The organism is Amycolatopsis pigmentata (genome assembly GCF_042684065.1).
In the GTDB taxonomy this organism is placed as follows: domain Bacteria; phylum Actinomycetota; class Actinomycetes; order Mycobacteriales; family Pseudonocardiaceae; genus Amycolatopsis_E; species Amycolatopsis_E pigmentata.
On sequence record NZ_JBHUKR010000007.1, the window covers coordinates 424,472 to 442,658 of the forward strand.

Below are 18,187 nucleotides of genomic sequence, written 5' to 3' on the forward strand. Positions count from 1 at the left end.
AAGCGGTACTTCGGGGTGTGGCGCAGCTTGGTAGCGTGCCTCGTTCGGGTCGAGGAGGTCGTGGGTTCAAATCCCGCCACCCCGACGCGTAAGACTGGGAGACCCCTGTTCGCGGAGTGCGCGAACAGGGGTCTTTCGCGTTGTGACACTGGGGGCCGAGCCCCCAGACCCCCGCCAGGGGGCAAGCCCCCTGGACCCCCCGCGGCGCTCGCTTCGCATCGGGTGGGTGCCGCGAGGTCCGTGAGGTGGGGTGTGGGTTGGGGTATGAGGGGGTCCGGGCCCTGGGTTGGATGCGGGGCGTCGGATGGGGACGCGAGTTTCGTGAGATGGTGGCGAGTTCCGATCCGAGGGGGATCACGGGCGCGAGTTTCGAAGGACTGGCGTGGGGGCTCGCAGCCGTTCGGGTTAGCGGGTGGCTCGGAGTTCTACCCAGCATTGGGTGAATTCGCCGTCGCCGGCGTTGGACCAGGACCAGGCGGAGCGGGCGGCGCTGGCCAGTTGGTCACGGTCGGTGGTGGAGGTCTTGAGGGCCTCGTCGAGACGCGACTCGATGTACTTCGCCAGGGAGCGGTAGGTCATGTCGGGACGGAAGCGGGAATGCACCTGGACATTCCCGAAACCAACGCTTGTCACGTCGTCGGCGATGCGTTTGCCGGCGAAGGGATCTCCGCCCGCACGGCGGCGAAGCAGGTAGTGGCCCCGCAGGGCCGCATCCACATTGGCCGTTCTCGGCCGCAGGCGCGCCCGGCTCCAGTCCGAAGTGGACAGTGCGAGCGTGCCCCCGGGTCTGAGCACCCGGCGTAGTTCGGCAAGCGCGTCACGCGGGCGGATCAGGTGCTCGAACAAGCCGTGCGCGAACACCACGTCGAACGTTTCGTCCGGAACCGGCAACGCGTACACCGAGCCGGCCACGAAGTCCACAGTGGACTCCCGAGGGAACTGACCTGGTTCCGGATCGATGCCGACGACCCGGCCCGCCTCGCCCACCACCGGGACCAGACCTCGGGTGATGGTGCCCGGTCCGCAGCCGACATCGGCCACCAGCATGCCCGGCCGCAGCAGCCGCACCACGAACCCGGCGCGGTCGGAGGCCGTACGCGCGGACATCATCGACAGCACGTCCTCGGCGTAGCCCGGGGCGTATCCCTCCAGCACGCATTCACCGTACGGGTTACGCCTGGCAGGATCGAGGGGTGACTACCCAGCATCCGCCCGCCGTGATCCCGGACCGGCTCTTCGACGACGCCGCGGCCGAAGCCCGCTGGCGCGCCCGGTTCCACGCTCCGCGTATGTCGACGCCGGACTGGGCCCTCGACGCCCCGGACGCCAACATCTACGTCTCCAACGCCAGCGGCGTCTGGGAGGTCTACGCGTGGAACCGGGCGACCGGGGAGCACCGGCGGGTCACCGACCGGCCCAACGGCACGCTGAGCGCGACCACCTCGCCCGACGGCGAATGGATCTGGTGGTTCGACGACACCGACGGCGACGAGTTCGGCTCGTGGGTGCGCGAGCCCTTCGCGGGCGGTGGGAAGGCCGAGCGCGCCATCCCCGATGTCCACGACGGCTACCCCGCCGGTCTCGAAATCGGCCACCGGCTGGTCGCGGTCGGGGTGTCCACGGACGACGGCAGCGAACTGTTCGTGCACGGCGACGGCAAGACGTCACGGTTCTACGCCGGCAAGGACGACGCCGGGGTGGCCGCGCTCTCCCGTGACGAGCGGCTGCTGGCGATCTCGCACTCCGAGCACGGCGACTCACGTCACCCCGCGGTGCGCGTGCTGGCCACCGACGGCTTCGCCACGATCGCCGACAAGTGGGACGGGGAAGGCAAGGGGCTGACCGTCCTCGAGTTCTCGCCGGTCGCCGGTGATCCGCGCCTGCTCCTGCTGCACGAACGACGCGGGCGCGAAGAGTTGCTCATCTGGGACGCCGAGCGGGACGTCGAGATCGAACCGCGCCTGGACCTTCCTGGCGAGGTTTCCGCGGGCTGGTACCCGAAAGCGGACGCGTTGCTCGTCGTGCACTTCCACCAGGGACGGAGTTCGCTGCACCGCTACGACCTGGCGACCGGCGAACTGTCCGCGCTGGGCACTCCGCCGGGCAGGATCGGTGGCGCGGGAGTGCGCGACGACGGCACCATCGAGTACTCCTGGTCCAGCGCGGCCGAGCCGTCGGTGATCCGTGCCCGCACGGCCGAGGGCACCGACCGGGTCCTGCTCTCCCCGCCGGGCGAGCCCGCTCCGGGTTCGGAGCCGGTCATCGACGTCTTCGTGGAAGGCACCGGCGGCCGGATCCACGCGCTCGTCGCGCGTCCGCACGACGCGCCGGAGGGACCGCTGCCGACCGTGTTCACCCTTCACGGCGGACCGCACGCGGCGGACGAAGACCGCTTCTCGGCCTACCGCGCGGTGTGGCTGGACGCCGGCTTCGCTGTGGTGGAGGTCAACTACCGGGGTTCGACCGGCTACGGGTCGGCCTGGCGTGACGCCATCGAGGGCAGGCCGGGGCTGACCGAGCTGGCGGATGTGGCCGCGGTGTACGACTGGCTGGTCGAAAACGACCGGGCCGACCCGGACCGCTGCGTGGTGAACGGGGCGTCCTGGGGCGGCTACCTAACCCTCCTGGCGCTCGGCACCCAGCCCGAACGCTGGGCGGCGGGCATCGCGAGCGTGCCGGTCGCCGACTACGTCGCCGCCTACGAAGACGAAATGGAGCAGCTCAGGGCCTTCGACAGGGCCCTGTTCGGGGGCTCACCGGAGGACAAGCTCGCGGTGTATCAGGAGTGCTCGCCGATCACCTACGTGGCCGCGGTGAAGGCTCCGATGCTGGTCCTGGCCGGGGACAACGACCCCCGATGCCCGATCCGGCAGATCGAGAACTACCTCGAACGGCTCGCCGCGCGGGACGGCCGGTACGAGTTCTACCGCTACGACGCCGGGCACGGCTCCCTGGTGATCGAGGAGACGGTCAGGCAGACCGCCGCGGAGGTCCACTTCGCCCTCCGCGCCGTGGAGTCGCGCCGTTAAGTCTTGCCGTTAAGCGAGGAAGGGCTGTTTACTACGGATCGTCCGTGCCTAATCGGCAGCCGGACGAAAAGCGTGTCCGGCCGCGTGCAGCGGCCTCCGGCGGACAGCTTGTGCTGTGGCCGACGACCGCTGCCGCCTCCGGCCGGTAAACAGCCCTTCCTCCAGTTCAGGCACGCGATCAGGCTTGCTGCGCCTGCCACATCCAGTGCGCCTTCTCCAGTTCCTGCGTGATCTCGATCAGCAGGTCCTGGGTGACCAGGTCGCTCTTGTCGGTTTCGTCGATCCGCTTGCGGAGGCGCTGGATCAGGGTGGCGAGGATGTCGACGATCGCCGCGATGGTCGACTCGTCGCTCTGCCAGTTGTCCGGGTACTCCGGCAGCCCGGAACTCTCGACCACCGTCTTCGCCTTGCCGTTCGGCGAGACCCCGATCGCGTTGGCACGCTCGGCCACCTCGTCGACGTAGTTGCGCGCGGTACTCACCAGTTCGTCGAGTTGCAGGTGGACGCTGCGGAAGTGGGAACCAACGACGTTCCAGTGCGCCTGCTTGGCGATCAGTGACAGGTCCACCAGGTCGACGAGCGTCGCCTGCAGGACGTTGCCGGTGATCGCCTTGTCACTCGCGGTGAGCGGGCTCTTGATGGGCGCATTACCCATTGGGACCTCCTTGTGGTTCTTCGACGGGGGCCGTTGTGCAGGTCGTGATGACTCACGCCGACGCCGCCCGTCGCGCGCTCGCGCCCCCGGCGAGCGGGACAGCCGAAGTCTCGGTCGTCGAGTACCCCGCCGCGAGCAGCGGCAACCCTCACCGATCGAGGGTGAACTCCACCACTTGGCGGCCGATGGCGCGGAGCGTGGTGACGACCTTGTCGTCCGACGCGCCCCCGGCCTCGTCGAACTTGACTTCGGCCGTGTTCACCGAACCGCCCAACGGCGTCGGCCAGCCGCGCAGCGCATGGGTGATGGTGCGCAGCTGTTCCAAAGTGGTCACCGCCGCCTGCCATCCGTAGGCGACCGCGACCAGTCCCACCGCACGTCCGTGCAGATAGGGCCGCGGATCCGGGCGCAGATCCTCCACATAGTCCAGGGCGTTCTTGATCAACCCGGACAACGCCCCGTGGTAACCCGGCGACACGATCAGGACACCGTCCGCCTGCCGGAGCGCCTCGATCAGCCGGAGCGCTTCCGGCGTCCGGTCCGGGATCGCCGTGTCGTAGAAGGGCAGCACCAGGTCGCTGCCGGTGATGGCGCGCGTCCGGGCACCGGCCTCTTCGGCGCCCTCCAGGGCGATGCGCAGGGCGCGTTCGGACTGCGAACCCGCGCGCAGGGAACCCCCGATGCCGACGATGTTGAGGACCGGTTTCGACGCCACGGGTTCGAGGCTAGGCCGTCGATCCACCTGACGCGACGGGCCACGAGGACAAGCGACGTGATGCTCACTTCGTTCTCACCGTCACCCGCTCCGTGGGCCCACCACCGGGTCATCCTGGTGGCAATGCGGTGTACTGGCGAGTAACCTCCGTGCATGCCGAAGTCATTCCGGAGCCGCGTCGAGGCGTCCGGCCTGCGATTCATCTTCTCCCTCCCCAGGTTCGCGCGCAGGCTCATCGCCGGGAGGACGATCCGGATCGACTGTCAGGAACTCGCGCTCGACGCCCAGCTGCTGCTCCGACTGCACAACCTCTCCAGGGTCAAGCTCAGCGGCGGTGAGCCCGCCGCGGCGCGGCTCAGGCTGGCCGCATCCCAGGAGTCCGCGGCCGGGAAACGGATCGAACCGGTCAGCATCCGCGAAGTCACCATCGCCGACGGACTTCCGGCGACCCTCTACACACCCGGCGGCCTCCCCAAGGGGTCCGGGTTGCTGGTGTTCTTCCACGGGGGCGGCTGGGTCATCGGCACCAGGGCCAGCCACGACAACACCGCCCGCTACCTGGCACAACGGGCCGGGGTACGGGTGCTGTCGGTCGAATACCGGCTGGCACCGGAGAATCCCTTCCCCGCGGCCGCCGAAGACGCGGTGACCGCTTTCGACTACGCCTACGCCAAGGCGCAGGACCTGGGCGCGGACCCGGACCGGATCGCGGTCGGCGGCGACAGCGCGGGCGGGAACCTGGCGGCCGTGGCGGCCCAGGTGACCACGCGCCGGGGTGGTCCGGCTCCCGCGTTCCAGTTGCTGATCTACCCGGCGGTGGACGCCACCCAGAGGCGTCGCTCGCGGGAATTGTTCGGCAAGGACTTCTTCCTCACCGACGAAGACATGACCTGGTTCCTCGACCATTACGCGCAGCCCGGCGTGGACCGGGCCGATCCGAGGCTGTCACCGTTGCTGGCGACGGACTTTTCCGGACTGCCGCCCGCCTACATCTCGACCGCGGGTTTCGATCCCCTGCGCGACGAAGGCGAGGCGTACGCGGAGAAACTGCGGGAGGCGGGCGTGGCGGTCGCACTGAGCCGGCAGTCCGATCTCTTCCACGGCTATGTCAACCTGATCGGTCTCGGCGGCCGCTTCACCGAGGCGCTGGCCGAGGCCGCCGGAGCCCTGCGCGTGGGGCTGTCTCCTCGACCCTGATCGAGTAGTTCCTCCAGCGGGAAAAGAAGTTGCACGACCGTGCCAGACTCGCAGAGTGCGCGCGTACCGGAAAGTGCTGGGCCTGCCGGGGGTGCCGTCCACGGTCGCACTGATGTTCCTGGCACGCCTCCCGGGAACGGCGGTGGGCATCACGCTCACCCTGCATGTGGTCACCGGGCTGGGCCGCGGCTACGGCGCGGCCGGCCTGGTCGGCACGGCCACGACGCTGGGCAGCGCGATCGGCGCGCCGGTGGCGGGCAGGCTGATCGACCGGCACGGCCTGCGCCCGGTGGTCGCCACCTGCGGCCTGGCATCGACGGGGTACTACCTGGCGACTCCCCACCTGCCCTACGAGTTCCTGGTCCTGATCGCGTTGCCGGCCGGAATGTTCGCCGTGCCGCTGGGTTCGATCTCCCGGCAGGTGCTCACCGCGCTGGTACCGCCCCCGCACCGGCGTCCTGCCTACACGCTGGATTCGATTTCGATCGAGTCGTCGTTCATGATCGGGCCGACGGTGGGGATCGCGGTGTCCACCCAGATCTCGTCGACGGCCGCGCTCACCGGCCTCGGCTTGACGCTGGCGATCGTGACCGTCGTCCTGTGCCTGCGCAATCCACCGATCCGGCACCCGGAAGACGGGCCTGCCGGCCGCCCACCGCTACGGACCTGGCTCACCCCGGCGCTCGCGGCCACCTTGATCGTCATCTTCGGTGCGCTGTTCTGCCTGATCGGCACCGAGGTCGCCGTGCTCGCGGCGCTCCGCGCGACCGGTGAGGTGGCCTGGACCGGCGTGGTGATCACGTTGATGTGCGTGGCCTCGATCGCGGGCGGGATGGTGCACGGCGCCGTCCGGCGGTCGTTGTCACAACCGACGCTGATGGTGCTACTGAGCGTCCTCGTCATTCCCGCGGGCCTGTTCCCGCACCCGTGGTGGCTTCTCGCGCTGGCGCTCGTCCCCACCAATCTTCTGTGCGCGCCGACGCTTTCGGCCACGGCGGAACAGATCGGCGAGTTGGCACCACCGGGTGTCCGCGGTCAGGCGATGGGGCTGCTCGACTCGGCGACCCGGCTGGGAGTCGCGTTGGGCAATCCGGTGGTGGGCTTCGCGATCGACCATTCCACGCCGGCGTTCGGCTTCGCCGCGGCGGGATCCGGTGGCGTGGTGATCGCCTTCGCGGGCCTCGCCGTGCGCCGCTTCGCTCCCGCGCGCACGCGCCAGGAAGTCCCACAATTCGACTAGGGGGAAGCGCTTTCTCCGTCAGCGCTTTCTCCGTCAGAAGCAGGCGGACCGGAGCTTGGCGATATTGCCGGCGTTGCGCTGGATCCAGTCGTTGAGGTTGCCCAGGTCCTCGGCCCTGCGCTTTTCCAGTGCCACATAGGAGTCGGCGATGGTGATCAGGTTCTGCTTCAGGTCCGCGTCCGAGGCCTGGTTCGCCAGTTGCCGGAGCCGGTCGGCCTTCTTGGCCGCCTCGTCCGCCAGTTCGGCCGGATCGACCTGCGGGTCGAAGTTCGCCAGCCCCAGTGCCTCGGCGCACACACTCGCCTTGTCGCCGGCCGAACCGACCTGTTCACATGCGGTCAACGTGGTCGCCAGCACGATGACCAGACCGATTCCCCATCCCGCCCTCATCCTTCCAACGTACCGGTGAAGTAGTGGCCATTGCCCCCGAAAACCTTGGCGGAGAACCCTTCGAGTGGTTTCCCGTAACGCTGGGAGAGCGCGTTGGCCGATTCCCCGTGTCCCTGCCAGCCCTGCGAACCCAGATACTTCCCCGGGTCCAGCTGCGTGCCACCCTGGTCCAGCATGGCCTGGAAGTCGATGGAGAACCGCTTGGACAGTTCCGCGACCTCAGGGTCGTCCCGCAGCGGCCGCGTGTCGTCGAAGTGCTCGGCGGCGAGCACGCTGCCTTTCGCGGAGAGCCCATGGACGACGTCCAGCAGGGTCGTGGCGAGGTCATCCGGCAGGTAGGGCAGCAGTCCCTCGACCAGCCAGATCGTCGGTGTCTCCCGGTCGAACCCCGCACCACCCAACGACGAGGCCCAGTCTTCACGCAGATCCGCTGGGACCACCCGCCGGTCACACCGTGGGGTGGCTCCGCGGGCTTCGAGGACCTGGTCCTTGAACTCCAGCACGCGCGGCTGATCGATCTCGAAGACGGTGGTTCCCTGAGGCTGGTCCAGCCGGAACGCCCGGGAGTCGAGGCCGGCGGCAAGGATGACCACCTGGCCCGGTCCCGAAGCCAGGGCACCGGTCAGGAACTCGTCGAAGAACCTCGATCGCACGCCCACGAACCGAGACATGTGGTCCCACACCACATGGTCGGGAGCGTCGGGCTCGGACCGGGTCGGCATCGGAATCGGCGGGGACGCCGCCTCGACGAACACGCCCGCGAACGGATCCCGGACGAGACCGTCGTCGCGACTGGTTTCCACCGCGCGTGCCGCCGCCACCGCCAGCGCGGTGATCCCGATACCCGAAACTATGTCCCAGCCACGGGTTTTGCCGGTCATCCAGTCCCAACCCCTCGCCGAGTGATCACCCGGACAAAGGTGTACCGCATGTGGTTGCAGCAGGCAAACTTCAGGTTCCTTGGGACGAGCCTCCACGAGCACCCGGTCGCGCTCTAAGGTTCGCCAAGGGCGTCCAGCAGATCCCTCATCGGGGATGCGGCGTTTCTCGCGCAGCGCAAGTCCTGCCTCAGCGCCGCGATGTCAACCGGCGGGAGCGCCTCGGCGATCGCGCGCCCCAGCGCGGTCACGTCCCGTGTGGACGCCGGGCTCACCGGCAGGGCGGCGAGAGCCCTTCCCAATGCCGCCAACGCGTTTTCCCGGTGCGCGCGACTTCGCACCACTGCCGCCCACAAACGGCCCACGAGCGCGGTATGGGCAGGTTGCTCGCGCAGCAACGCCAACGCCGCCAACGAACACCGGCGTCCGGGCACGGACAGCACGGACAGCGTCGCCTTGAGGGCGAGCGTGCGACTCCACATGTCGTTCGCCGCGGCAAGGGCCCGGTCGAGTTCGGACAGCACGGCGTCGCCGCCCTCGGTGTCCACCAGTGTGACGAACAGCCGGCCGAGCGCCTCCATGGCAAAGGACTCGTCGTCCACCCCCGCGACGACGAGCCGCCACAGCCGTCCCGCGGCTTCGACGGGGAACCGCACGCCCAGTTCTCCACTGAGCGCGATCGCCGCGGTGTGCCGCTGATCCTCGCTCCCGGAACCGGTCCAGCGGTCCGCGATCCGCAACGCCTCAGGAGCGAGGCTCACGCCGAAGCACATCATCCACAGCACATACGCGGCGACCTTGCGGCCCCGTGGGCCCAACTGCCCGTCGGCCCACGGATCGAGATAGGAATCTTCCACCTCGTCGAGCGAAACCTCCGCGAGCAGGGCCAGCCCCGCCGCGACGGGAAGGTCGTCGCCGGTGGCGACCAAACCGTCGAGCCAGGCCTTGACCGCGTCCCAGAAGTCGGTGGGGTAGCGAGTCCACAGTTCCGCGATGACCCGCCGGCGATATCCCGGTGCCTTGAACAACACCGCGCAGCGGCTTCCCCGGCCCGTGCTGACCCGCCCCACGGTGATCAGGCCATGCGCCGAGCGGCATCGGGTACGCCCCTGGGGAAGCTTGTCGGCGCCGTTGTCACGCGACGCTTCCCCGGTCGGCAGGGTGCCTTCGAGCGCGGCCGCGAGCTTGGAGAGCCTCGACTCGAACGACCGCTCCGTGGCGCCGGGAAAGAAGGCCAGCGCCGTGACGTCGAGGACGTCCCGCCGCGACGGGTTTCCGTCGAACCAGGCGCGTACCCGGTCGTCGGGCGCGAGATCACACTCCTGGATCGCCGTGGCGGGGTCGGCACCGTCCGCGATCCGCCGCGCGACTTCCGCGACGTTCGTCATCACGTAGTCGGCGGAACCCGATTCCGTGGCCTCGCGCACCATGTCGTCGTCGATGGCGCCGCCCAGGCAGGCCCTGAGGACCTCCGGAAGCGGCGGCCGTCGCCATGCCACCCGCCGGACGGACTCGATGCTCGCGACACCAGGTGTCACGGTCACGACGAGGAAGGCGCCCGCCTCCCGCACTGTCTCCCGCACGCTTCGCCAGAGGGAACCGGATTCGACCTCGGTCGCCGGGCTGGCGTGACCGGCGACCAGATAGCCCCACCCCGGCCGGTAGTCGCCCTCGGCGAGGTCGTGCGGCGAGACCATCGGCGACAACGCGATGACCGGCCCGTCCGCGACCTCGCGAAGCAACGCGATCGCACCTGCCCGCTTCCCGGTCCCGGCAGTCCCCTCCAGCACGACGACGTGTTCGTCACACAACCAGCGCCGCGCGGCGTCGAACCCGGGTGGCCGCACGTAATGGCCGGTCACCGCGCTCAGTTCACCGCGGCCCAGTTGCCCGGTCTCGCGCCGGGCCGTGACGCGCAGCGCGGTCGTGACGCCGAAGAGCGAGCCTTCGGTTTCCATCCGGTTGAGGAAGGCGTCGACGCTTTCGGCGACGACCGACTCCGGGTGTGACCTCTCCTGATCACGGAAGGCCGGTCCCGCGGCCGGGGAAGATCCCCTTTCACCGGACATCGGACCACGCATTCCGCGACCGGCAGGCGCTTCGTTCGGAATTGAGATAATCCTCGTCGACGGACGGTGCGATTCCCGATGAATCCGCGTCGGCATCAATGGCGACTGTCTGTGAAATCACGGTGAAATTCCCGAATCTGGATACTCCATTTGTGGTAACCGCTAGGCCATTACGGTGAAAACGCTCGGGTCAAGCGACAATCGGTTGATCCGGCGCAGCCCATGATGGCATTCGACGATTTCCCACCCTCGGCCACCGCCATCGCCGAATGCAGGAAACAGGACAGACAGGGCACGACGACCTTGCCGTACCGGGTGGTCACCAGCCGCCGTTCCCGGAGCAGGCGCAACTTCCGCTGCACCGACACCTTCGCCACGAACGCCAGTTGCGCCAGCTCGTCGTGACTGAGCGGGATCTCCACCTCCCGCGCGTCGGGCCCCGACGCGAAGATCGCCGCCATTTCCGCGAGCACCCTGACCAGCCGGGTACCCACGTCGCGGGAGACGAGCTGGGTCTGTCTGCGTTCGACCGCACGCAGCCGGATCATCGCCTGTCTGCCCACCTCCAGCGCGGTTCGCGGATGGCGCACGACGAAGTCGAGGAAGGCACCTTTGGCGATCTTGACACCGGTCACCTGACCGTGCGCCAGCACGGTCGCGGAACGGGCGCGGTCCTCGATGCACGCCATCTCGCCGAGCAGCTCGCCCGGTCCGCGCACGCCGAGCAAATGGTCGTTTCCCCGCCCGTCGCGGGCGAGGACCTTCACCTGGCCACTACGAATGATGACCACGTAATCACCGGGTTCGCCCTCTCCCATCAGCGGCTGCCCCGCGCGATACCGCGCGGAATGCCCACATCTGAACAATTGGGTCAGTTCCGGCTGCGACACCCGATCGCAGAACCTCGCGTACAAGTTGGCCGACATGTCCATCCCGTGAATGTGCTCTCGATTCCCGTACCACTCGGGAACCGACATTAAACCGCACACCGGAGACGAACTGTGCCGACCGGCACAGTTCACCTAGTCAAATGTTCGATAATCAAAGCTATTACAACCGCGACGACTCTGTTTATCAGGGATGTTCCGCGATCAGTTCGGCGATCTGGACCGCGTTGAGGGCCGCGCCCTTCCGCAGGTTGTCGTTGGCCACGAACAGGGCGAGACCCCGCCCGCCCTCGACGCCGGGGTCCACCCTGATCCGGCCGACGTAGCTCGGGTCCTTGCCCGCGGCCGCCAACGGGGTGGGCACGTCGGACAACTCGACACCGGGCGCGCCGGCCAGCAGCTCGGTGGCGCGCTCGACCGACAGCGGGCGTGAGAACTCCGCGTTGATCGACAGCGAGTGGCCGGAGAACACCGGAACCCGGACACAGGTTCCCGACACCAGCAGTCCCGGGATGTCCAGGATCTTGCGGCTTTCGTTGCGCAGCTTCTGTTCCTCGTCCGTCTCGAACGAGCCGTCGTCCACAATGGACCCCGCCATCGGCAGCACGTTGAACGCGATCGGCCGCACGTACTTGACCGGCTCCGGGAACGACACCGCTTCGCCGTCGTGGGTCAGCTCGGCGGCGCGCTGGTGCACCGCGCTCACCTGGTTCGCGAGTTCGTCCACACCGGCCAGCCCGCTGCCCGAGACCGCCTGGTATGTGCTGGTGATCAGCCGCACCAACCCCGCTTCGTCGTGCAGCGGCTTGAGCACCGGCATCGCCGCCATGGTGGTGCAGTTGGGGTTGGCGATGATCCCCTTCCGCGCTTCCTTGACCGCCTGCGGGTTGACCTCGCTGACCACCAGGGGCACTTCGGGGTCCAGGCGCCACGCCGACGAGTTGTCGATCACTGTCACCCCGGCCGCGGCGAACCGCGGAGCCTGCGCCTTGGAAGTGGCCCCGCCCGCGGAGAACAGCGCGATGTCCAGACCGGACGGATCCGCCGTGGCCGCGTCCTCGACCACGATCTCCTTGCCTTGCCAGGGAAGTGTCGTTCCGGCGGACCGGGAGGAAGCGAAGAAGCGGATCTCCTCGACCGGAAACCCGCGCTCGGCGAGCAGCCTGCGCATCACGCCGCCGACCTGACCCGTCGCGCCGACCACTCCCACTCGCAACGGCCTGCGCGAACCCCGCGCCGTCGTCTGCCCCGCGTCCGTCATCAGCGACCACTCCCCGCGTAAACGACTGCCTCTTCGTCACCGCCGAGCTCGAAGGCGTCGTGGATCGCGCGCACCGCGTCGTCGAGCTGCGCGTCCCTGATCAGCACCGAGATCCGGATCTCGGAGGTGTTGATGATTTCGATGTTCACCCCGACCTTGGCCAAGGCCTCGCAGAAGGTCGCGGTCACCCCCGGGTGCGAGCGCATGCCCGCGCCCACCAGCGACACCTTGCCGACCTGGTCGTCGTAGAGCACCGTGAGGAAGTCGAGTTCTTCCTTCAGTTTCTCCAGCTGCGCGACCGCCTTCGGCCCGTTCGCCTTGGACAGCGTGAACGTGATGTCGGTACGGCCCGCGGTGTTGGACACGTTCTGCAACACCATGTCGATGTCGATCTCGGCGTCGGCGATCACGCGGAAGATGCGGGCCGCGGCTCCGGCGTGGTCCGGCACGCCCGTGATCGTGATCTTGGCTTCGGAGCGGTCGTGTGCCACTCCGGTGATCAACGCTTGCTCCACGGGAATCTCCTCAATCGAACCGGTCACTGTGGTGCCCGGCTTGTCACTGTAGGAAGAACGGACTCGGATCGGCACTCCGTACCGGCGCGCGTACTCGACCGAACGCAGGTGCAGGATCTTCGAACCGCTCGCGGCGAGTTCGAGCATTTCCTCGTAGGGCACCGCGTCCAGCTTGCGGGCGTTGGGGACGATCCGTGGGTCGGCGGTGTAGATGCCGTCCACATCGGACAGGATTTCGCACACGTCGGCGCCGAGCGCGGCGGCCAGCGCGACCGCCGTGGTGTCCGAACCGCCACGGCCCAGCGTGGTGATGTCCTTGGTGTCCTGTGACACGCCCTGGAAACCGGCGACGAGGGCGATGTAGCCCTGCGCCAGCGCCTCGGTGACGCGGCTGGGCGTGACGTCGATGATGCGCGCGTTCCCGTGCACCGCCGTGGTCACCACTCCGGCCTGGGAACCGGTGAACGACCAGGCCTCCGCCCCGTGCGCCGAGATCGCCATCGCCACCAGCGCGTTCGAGATCCGTTCGCCCGCGGTGAGCAGCATGTCCATCTCGCGCTCCGGCGGCACCGGGTTCACCTGCTCGGCGAGGTCGAGCAGTTCGTCGGTGGTGTCCCCCATCGCGGAGCAGACGACCACCACGTCGTTGCCGGCCTTCTTGGTGGCGACGATCCGCTCGGCCACCCGTTTGATACGGTCGGCGTTCTCCAGGGACGAGCCACCGTATTTCTGGACCACGAGCGCCACGTGAATTCCGCCTCCGTAGGTGCAGCTTTCGGTGAAGCCTACCGGGGCGGTGCCATCCCGCCACCGCACGATGTGGCGGCGGCCACTCCGGCGTGGCAGGCTCGTCGCGCGACTGTGCCCATGGTTGCCAATCCGGCCACAGCCACGGCGGAGACGGGTCGAGAGTGGCTGCGGAGCCGTATCCGCCTACTTTTGGTCGGATCGGTAACCGGGGTCCTGAGGAGTCAGGGAGCAGGCAATGCGGAAACCGGCCGAAACCAGCGCACCGCTGGCGGAGGAGATCGCCCAGCGGTGGAGTCCCCGCGCGCTCGACGAAACCGGGGAAGTGAGCTGGGCCCAGCTCCGGTCGATGCTGGAAGCCGCCCGCTGGGCCCCGTCCTTCGGCAACACCCAGCCCGCGCGGTACCTGGTGGGCCGCCGCGGCGACGCCACCTTCGGCCGCATCCTCGGCGCGCTGACCGAGCGGAACCGGTCGTGGGCGCACCGGGCAGGCGCCCTGCTGGTCGCGGTGATGGTGACGCGCAACGAAAAGGGCGAGATCCCCTACGCCGAATACGGGCTCGGCCTGGCCGGGCAGAACCTCGTTCTCCAGGCGGTGCACGAAGGACTGGCCGCGCACCAGATGGCCGGGTTCGATCCCGACGCGATCCGCGCCGGGTTCGGGGTGCCGCCGGAGGCCGTGCCCCGGGTGGCGATCGCCGTCGGCGTGCCGGCCGAACCGGAGATTCTCGGCGAAGATCGTGACGTGGCCAGGGAACGGGCTCCCCGCCGCCGCATCGCGCTCGGCGACTTCGCCTTCGCGGACACCTGGGGCTCGGCCGTCCCGGAGCTGTGAAAGCTAGCCGGTCGAGCCGGTGACGCGGCGGACGAGCCGGGACAGGATCGACGAAACGATCAGCCAGAAGAGCGCGGCGGTGCCGTAGTTCACCAGCACGCGCAGCTTCGCGTCCGACGGCTCGAAAAGGTCGCGGAAACCGATCGCCAGCGTGTCGGCCCACCCGCGGATCCACGACACGATGCCGTTGTCCGGATTCGCCGACGCGACCACGAAGATCACGTCGATCACCAGGATGGCGGCGAAGACCAGGCCTACCCAACGGACGAGTCCGGCGATCAGCCCGGCCGCCTGGTCCCTGCCCCGGCGCCAGTCCACGGCGGGCCGCCGCGTGGTTCGCGTCGTTTCGGCGGCTTGGTCGTTGGTGGTTTCCTCGGCGTGCTCGGCCATGTGTGCGAGTCTGACACGTTGCGCGAACCGTTGCTACCCGCGGGTAAGCACGGGGATAACGGTTGGATCTCACACCCGCTTTCCACCATCCACTCCGCCCGGAGCCGAGTCGTTCGTTCCCGATCCGACGGCAGCCGGGGCGGAAACAGGCCCGCTCCGGACCGCCTCCGGCTGCTTTCGGTCGGATTGGTAAGGTGACTCTCGTGGCGCGTGCTCTCCTGCTTCGCTGCCGCGACGGGGCCTGATCGGACCGGCCCCCCGTCGCGGAGCTCAGTGATGCCGCCGGTCGCCCAGCGACAATCCGGCAGGAGAAGACCTTTCCCATGAGTACCCCCCGCAAGCCTTCCCGTCCCGCGCCCGCCGATCAGCCGGCCTGGAATCCGCAGCGGAACACCTCGATGCCCGTCCACCGCTACCGGCCCTGGTACCGCCTGGTGGAGGACATCACGCTCCCGGACCGCACCTGGCCGGACCGCCGCATCGAACGCGCGCCGCTGTGGTGCGCCGTGGACCTGCGCGACGGCAACCAGGCCCTGATCGACCCGATGTCGCCCGCCCGCAAGCGCAAGTTCTTCGACCTGCTGGTCGAGATGGGCTACAAGGAGATCGAGGTCGGCTTCCCGGCCGCGAGCCAGACCGACTTCGACTTCGTACGCGAGATCATCGAAGAGGACGCGATTCCCGAGGACGTACGGATCCAGGTCCTGACCCAGTGCCGGCCGGAGTTGATCGAGCGGACGTTCCGGTCGCTCGAAGGCGCGCCACGGGCGATCGTGCACATCTACAACTCGACCTCGATCCTCCAGCGCAGGGTGGTCTTCCGCGAAGAACGCGAGGGCATCAAGAAGATCGCGCTGCAGGCGGCCGAACTCGTTCAGGAGTACGCGGCCAAGTACTCCGACACCGACTTCCGCTTCCAGTACTCGCCCGAGTCCTACACCGGGACGGAACTGTCGTACGCCGCCGAGGTCTGCAACGCGGTGATCGACATCTGGCGGCCGACGCCGTCCCGGCCGGTGATCATGAACCTGCCCTCCACGGTGGAGATGGCCACTCCCAACGTCTACGCCGACTCGATCGAATGGATGGGCCGCAATCTGGACCAGCGGGACGCGGTGATCCTGTCGCTGCACCCGCACAACGACCGCGGCACCGCGATCGCCGCGGCGGAACTGGGCTACCAGGCCGGTGCGGACCGCATCGAGGGCTGCCTGTTCGGCAACGGTGAGCGCACCGGCAACGTGGACCTGGTCGCGCTGGGCATGAACCTGTTCAGCCAGGGCGTCGACCCGCAGATCGACTTCTCCGACATCGACGCCGTCAAGCGGACCGTCGAATACTGCAACCAGCTTCCGGTGCACGAACGGTCTCCGTGGGGCGGCGACCTGGTGTTCACCGCGTTCTCCGGCAGTCACCAGGACGCCATCAACAAGGGCTTCGACGCGTTGCGCAAGGCGGCCGACAAGGCCGGCGTGCCGGTCGACGAATTTCCCTGGGAGGTCCCGTACCTGCCGATCGACCCGAAGGACGTCGGCCGCACCTACGAGGCCGTCATCCGGGTCAACTCGCAGTCCGGCAAGGGCGGTGTCGCCTACATCATGAAGACCGAGCACGGGCTGGACCTGCCGCGCCGGTTGCAGATCGAGTTCTCGCAGGTCGTCCAGCGCCACACGGACACCAAGGGTGGCGAGGTCGACCCCGCCACCATGTGGAACGCCTTCTCGGCCGAGTACCTGGAGCCGCGCACTCCGCTGGAACTGGTCAGCCAGCACGTCACCGCCAACGGGGACTACCGGCTCGACGCCGTGGTCCGGCTGGAGGGTGAGGAGCAGGAGATCACCGGCACCGGCAACGGACCGATCGCCGCGTTCTTCGACGCCCTCTCGACCGTCGGGTTCGACCTGCGGCTGATGGACTACAGCGAGCACACGCTCACGCCGGGCGACGACGCGCAGGCCGCGTCGTACATCGAGTGCGGTATCGGCGACAAGGTGTACTGGGGCGTGGGTATCAACCCGTCCATCGTCACCGCGTCCCTGCGCGCGGTCGTCTCGGCCGTCAACCGCTCCCACCGCTGAACCACCGGCCCGGGCGAGTTCGGAAAGTCAAGAATCTGCTTCGGGGGTTCCGGACGCGCCCGGAACCCCCGAAGACGGTCACTGGAAGGAACAGCCCGGGTTCGGCATGTCGACGGCGAGCGGGGTGCCCACCGAGTTCTGGTACAAGACCTCCAGCACCACCGGTGTGGTGCCCAGGTTGCGTCCGAGGTGGACATAGCCTGGGCCGCTGGCCTCGGAGATCGCCTGACCCCGCCGGTAAACGCCGTCGATCGAACAGTCGGAGTCGTTGTGGGTCAGGGTGCCCTGCTTGACGAACCCGCGCACCTGGCCCGGGTGGTAGTGCCAGCCGGTGCTGCCGCCCGGAGCCAGGGTGATCTCCTTGAGGACGTACTCGGTATTGCCGACGGTCTTGTCGAAGATCGTGACGGCCGAGACGCCGACGCCGGGGGTGGCTTCGGCCGTGACCGGGACGAGAGCGGCCGTGAGGCCGACGAGAGCGGCTGTCGTGGAAGCGACACCGAAAACTTTGCGCGCGAAACGGTGCATGTGTTGTACCATAACGGTTTCTGTCGGGCTGTTCCCGCGGCAGGCGCCCGAACCGTCCTCTAAGGACGGTAATCGAAGTAGTTCGGGCACTTCCCGGCCACTCGTCAGTGATCGGCGTTTGTCTCCACCAGTTCGTTCTCCTCGCGGCGGTGAGTCATGCGCTTCTTCACCACCAGGCTGATGACCACGCCACCGACCACGGCGATGCCCAGCGCGACGTAGGAAAAGCGCGAGAGCCACTGTTCCGCGACGACGCCGAGGTAGTAGACGGCGTACGTGGTGCCGGCTGCCCACACGATGCCGCCGAGGGCGTTGGCGGCGAGGAACTTCGGGTACCGCATGTGCAGCGAGCCCGCGAGCGGACCACACAGGATCCGCAGGACGGCGACGAACCGGCCGAAGAAGACCGCCCAGACACCGCGCCGGGCGAAGATGCGCTCGGCGTTCGCGATGTGCTCGGGGCCGAAGTGCTTGGGGAACTTCCGCCCGGCCCAGTCGAACAGCCGTTTGCCGCCCTTCCGGCCGATGGCGTAACCGATGCTGTCGCCCACGATGGCCCCGGCGCTGCCGCAGATCGCCACCCACATCGGGTCGATCCCGAGGTGCCGCGAGGACAGCAGTGCGGCGCTGACCAGCACGATTTCACCCGGTAGAGGGATGCCGAGACTTTCCAGCCCGATCACTCCGGCCACCGTCAGGTAGACGAGCAGCGGCGGAACCGTCTGAAGCCAGTGGTCGATGTGCAAGTCTCCCCCCTCGCCGGAGTCCCTTCA

17 protein-coding genes and 1 tRNA gene are annotated in these 18,187 nt (G+C 68.4%); 6 read left to right on the forward strand and 12 right to left on the reverse strand.

Features of this window, described 5'->3' with window-relative positions:
• The first annotated feature begins 11 nt into the window (after positions 1-11).
• Positions 12-85: transfer RNA gene (locus ACFSXZ_RS14935), tRNA-Pro, on the forward strand.
• A 320-nt stretch (positions 86-405) separates the two neighbouring features.
• On the opposite strand, the gene ACFSXZ_RS14940 is transcribed toward ACFSXZ_RS14935, so the two are convergent.
• Positions 406-1,155, reverse strand: coding sequence for a methyltransferase domain-containing protein (locus ACFSXZ_RS14940; RefSeq protein WP_378265526.1), 750 nt, complete (start codon positions 1,153-1,155; stop codon positions 406-408).
• A 38-nt stretch (positions 1,156-1,193) separates the two neighbouring features.
• Here ACFSXZ_RS14940 and ACFSXZ_RS14945 point away from each other — a divergent pair, with 38 nt between their 5' ends.
• Positions 1,194-3,029: a prolyl oligopeptidase family serine peptidase gene (locus ACFSXZ_RS14945; RefSeq protein WP_378265528.1), complete on the forward strand. Its 1,836-nt coding sequence runs from the start codon at positions 1,194-1,196 to the stop codon at positions 3,027-3,029.
• A gap of 178 nt (positions 3,030-3,207) precedes the next feature.
• On the opposite strand, the gene ACFSXZ_RS14950 is transcribed toward ACFSXZ_RS14945, so the two are convergent.
• Positions 3,208-3,684 carry a Dps family protein gene (locus ACFSXZ_RS14950; RefSeq protein WP_378265530.1) on the reverse strand — a complete coding sequence of 159 codons (477 nt, stop codon included), beginning with the start codon at positions 3,682-3,684 and terminating at the stop codon, positions 3,208-3,210.
• Positions 3,685-3,832: 148 nt separating this feature from the next.
• On the reverse strand, positions 3,833-4,375 hold the full coding sequence (locus ACFSXZ_RS14955) for an NADPH-dependent FMN reductase (protein ID WP_378266464.1): 543 nt from the start codon (positions 4,373-4,375) through the stop codon (positions 3,833-3,835).
• A gap of 177 nt (positions 4,376-4,552) precedes the next feature.
• Here ACFSXZ_RS14955 and ACFSXZ_RS14960 point away from each other — a divergent pair, with 177 nt between their 5' ends.
• Both ACFSXZ_RS14960 and ACFSXZ_RS14965 read left to right on the forward strand, forming a co-directional pair.
• Positions 4,553-5,596, forward strand: a complete 1,044-nt coding sequence (locus tag ACFSXZ_RS14960) for an alpha/beta hydrolase (RefSeq protein WP_378265532.1) — start codon at positions 4,553-4,555, stop codon at positions 5,594-5,596.
• A gap of 112 nt (positions 5,597-5,708) precedes the next feature.
• Positions 5,709-6,836 carry an MFS transporter gene (locus tag ACFSXZ_RS14965; protein ID WP_378266465.1) on the forward strand — a complete coding sequence of 376 codons (1,128 nt, stop codon included), beginning with the start codon at positions 5,709-5,711 and terminating at the stop codon, positions 6,834-6,836.
• A 33-nt stretch (positions 6,837-6,869) separates the two neighbouring features.
• Here the strand turns inward: ACFSXZ_RS14965 and ACFSXZ_RS14970 are convergent, their stop codons facing one another.
• The 6 genes from ACFSXZ_RS14970 to ACFSXZ_RS14995 form a co-directional block, all read right to left on the reverse strand.
• Positions 6,870-7,226 carry a hypothetical protein gene (locus ACFSXZ_RS14970; RefSeq protein WP_378265534.1) on the reverse strand — a complete coding sequence of 119 codons (357 nt, stop codon included), beginning with the start codon at positions 7,224-7,226 and terminating at the stop codon, positions 6,870-6,872.
• The gene (locus ACFSXZ_RS14975; protein WP_378265536.1) at positions 7,223-8,107 is read right to left on the reverse strand and encodes an SAM-dependent methyltransferase; all 885 of its coding nucleotides are present in this window, start codon (positions 8,105-8,107) and stop codon (positions 7,223-7,225) included. Before ACFSXZ_RS14975 ends, ACFSXZ_RS14970 begins: the two co-directional genes overlap by 4 nt.
• A gap of 113 nt (positions 8,108-8,220) precedes the next feature.
• Positions 8,221-10,173 carry a hypothetical protein gene (locus tag ACFSXZ_RS14980; RefSeq protein WP_378265538.1) on the reverse strand — a complete coding sequence of 651 codons (1,953 nt, stop codon included), beginning with the start codon at positions 10,171-10,173 and terminating at the stop codon, positions 8,221-8,223.
• 170 nt (positions 10,174-10,343) lie between these two features.
• A complete protein-coding gene (locus ACFSXZ_RS14985) occupies positions 10,344-11,099 on the reverse strand; it encodes a Crp/Fnr family transcriptional regulator (protein ID WP_378265540.1) in 756 nt (251 codons plus the stop codon).
• 148 nt (positions 11,100-11,247) lie between these two features.
• Complete coding sequence (locus ACFSXZ_RS14990) at positions 11,248-12,321, reverse strand: aspartate-semialdehyde dehydrogenase (RefSeq protein ID WP_378265542.1); 1,074 nt, start codon at positions 12,319-12,321, stop codon at positions 11,248-11,250.
• Entirely contained in the window at positions 12,321-13,583 is a 1,263-nt protein-coding gene (locus ACFSXZ_RS14995) for an aspartate kinase (protein WP_378265544.1), read from the reverse strand. Before ACFSXZ_RS14995 ends, ACFSXZ_RS14990 begins: the two co-directional genes overlap by 1 nt.
• Before the next feature lie 238 nt (positions 13,584-13,821).
• On the opposite strand from ACFSXZ_RS14995, the gene ACFSXZ_RS15000 reads away from it, so the two are divergent.
• On the forward strand, positions 13,822-14,418 hold the full coding sequence (locus ACFSXZ_RS15000; protein WP_378265546.1) for a nitroreductase family protein: 597 nt from the start codon (positions 13,822-13,824) through the stop codon (positions 14,416-14,418).
• 3 nt (positions 14,419-14,421) lie between these two features.
• On the opposite strand, the gene ACFSXZ_RS15005 is transcribed toward ACFSXZ_RS15000, so the two are convergent.
• Positions 14,422-14,808 (reverse strand): hypothetical protein, encoded by a 387-nt coding sequence (locus ACFSXZ_RS15005; protein ID WP_378265548.1) that lies wholly within the window; start codon positions 14,806-14,808, stop codon positions 14,422-14,424.
• A 323-nt stretch (positions 14,809-15,131) separates the two neighbouring features.
• Here ACFSXZ_RS15005 and leuA point away from each other — a divergent pair, with 323 nt between their 5' ends.
• A complete protein-coding gene (gene leuA / locus ACFSXZ_RS15010; protein ID WP_378265550.1) occupies positions 15,132-16,886 on the forward strand; it encodes a 2-isopropylmalate synthase in 1,755 nt (584 codons plus the stop codon).
• 78 nt (positions 16,887-16,964) lie between these two features.
• On the opposite strand, the gene ACFSXZ_RS15015 is transcribed toward leuA, so the two are convergent.
• Complete coding sequence (locus tag ACFSXZ_RS15015) at positions 16,965-17,414, reverse strand: cupin domain-containing protein (protein WP_378265552.1); 450 nt, start codon at positions 17,412-17,414, stop codon at positions 16,965-16,967.
• Positions 17,415-17,518: 104 nt separating this feature from the next.
• Positions 17,519-18,160, reverse strand: a complete 642-nt coding sequence (locus ACFSXZ_RS15020; RefSeq protein ID WP_378265553.1) for a DedA family protein — start codon at positions 18,158-18,160, stop codon at positions 17,519-17,521.
• Between the last annotated feature and the right edge of the window lie 27 nt (positions 18,161-18,187).

What these genes read in the sequence shown, in the direction of transcription:
- ACFSXZ_RS14950 (WP_378265530.1), bottom strand. Translation starts at nt 3,684, where the DNA reads ATGGGTAATGCGCCCATCAAGAGCCCGCTCACCGCGAGTGACAAGGCG.
- ACFSXZ_RS14960 (WP_378265532.1), top strand. Translation starts at nt 4,553, where the DNA reads ATGCCGAAGTCATTCCGGAGCCGCGTCGAGGCGTCCGGCCTGCGATTC.
- ACFSXZ_RS14965 (WP_378266465.1), top strand. Translation starts at nt 5,709, where the DNA reads ATGTTCCTGGCACGCCTCCCGGGAACGGCGGTGGGCATCACGCTCACC.
- ACFSXZ_RS14970 (WP_378265534.1), bottom strand. Translation starts at nt 7,226, where the DNA reads ATGAGGGCGGGATGGGGAATCGGTCTGGTCATCGTGCTGGCGACCACG.
- ACFSXZ_RS14975 (WP_378265536.1), bottom strand. Translation starts at nt 8,107, where the DNA reads ATGACCGGCAAAACCCGTGGCTGGGACATAGTTTCGGGTATCGGGATC.
- ACFSXZ_RS14980 (WP_378265538.1), bottom strand. Translation starts at nt 10,173, where the DNA reads ATGTCCGGTGAAAGGGGATCTTCCCCGGCCGCGGGACCGGCCTTCCGT.
- ACFSXZ_RS14985 (WP_378265540.1), bottom strand. Translation starts at nt 11,099, where the DNA reads ATGTCGGCCAACTTGTACGCGAGGTTCTGCGATCGGGTGTCGCAGCCG.
- ACFSXZ_RS14990 (WP_378265542.1), bottom strand. Translation starts at nt 12,321, where the DNA reads ATGACGGACGCGGGGCAGACGACGGCGCGGGGTTCGCGCAGGCCGTTG.
- ACFSXZ_RS15000 (WP_378265546.1), top strand. Translation starts at nt 13,822, where the DNA reads ATGCGGAAACCGGCCGAAACCAGCGCACCGCTGGCGGAGGAGATCGCC.
- ACFSXZ_RS15005 (WP_378265548.1), bottom strand. Translation starts at nt 14,808, where the DNA reads ATGGCCGAGCACGCCGAGGAAACCACCAACGACCAAGCCGCCGAAACG.
- leuA (WP_378265550.1), top strand. Translation starts at nt 15,132, where the DNA reads ATGAGTACCCCCCGCAAGCCTTCCCGTCCCGCGCCCGCCGATCAGCCG.
- ACFSXZ_RS15015 (WP_378265552.1), bottom strand. Translation starts at nt 17,414, where the DNA reads ATGCACCGTTTCGCGCGCAAAGTTTTCGGTGTCGCTTCCACGACAGCC.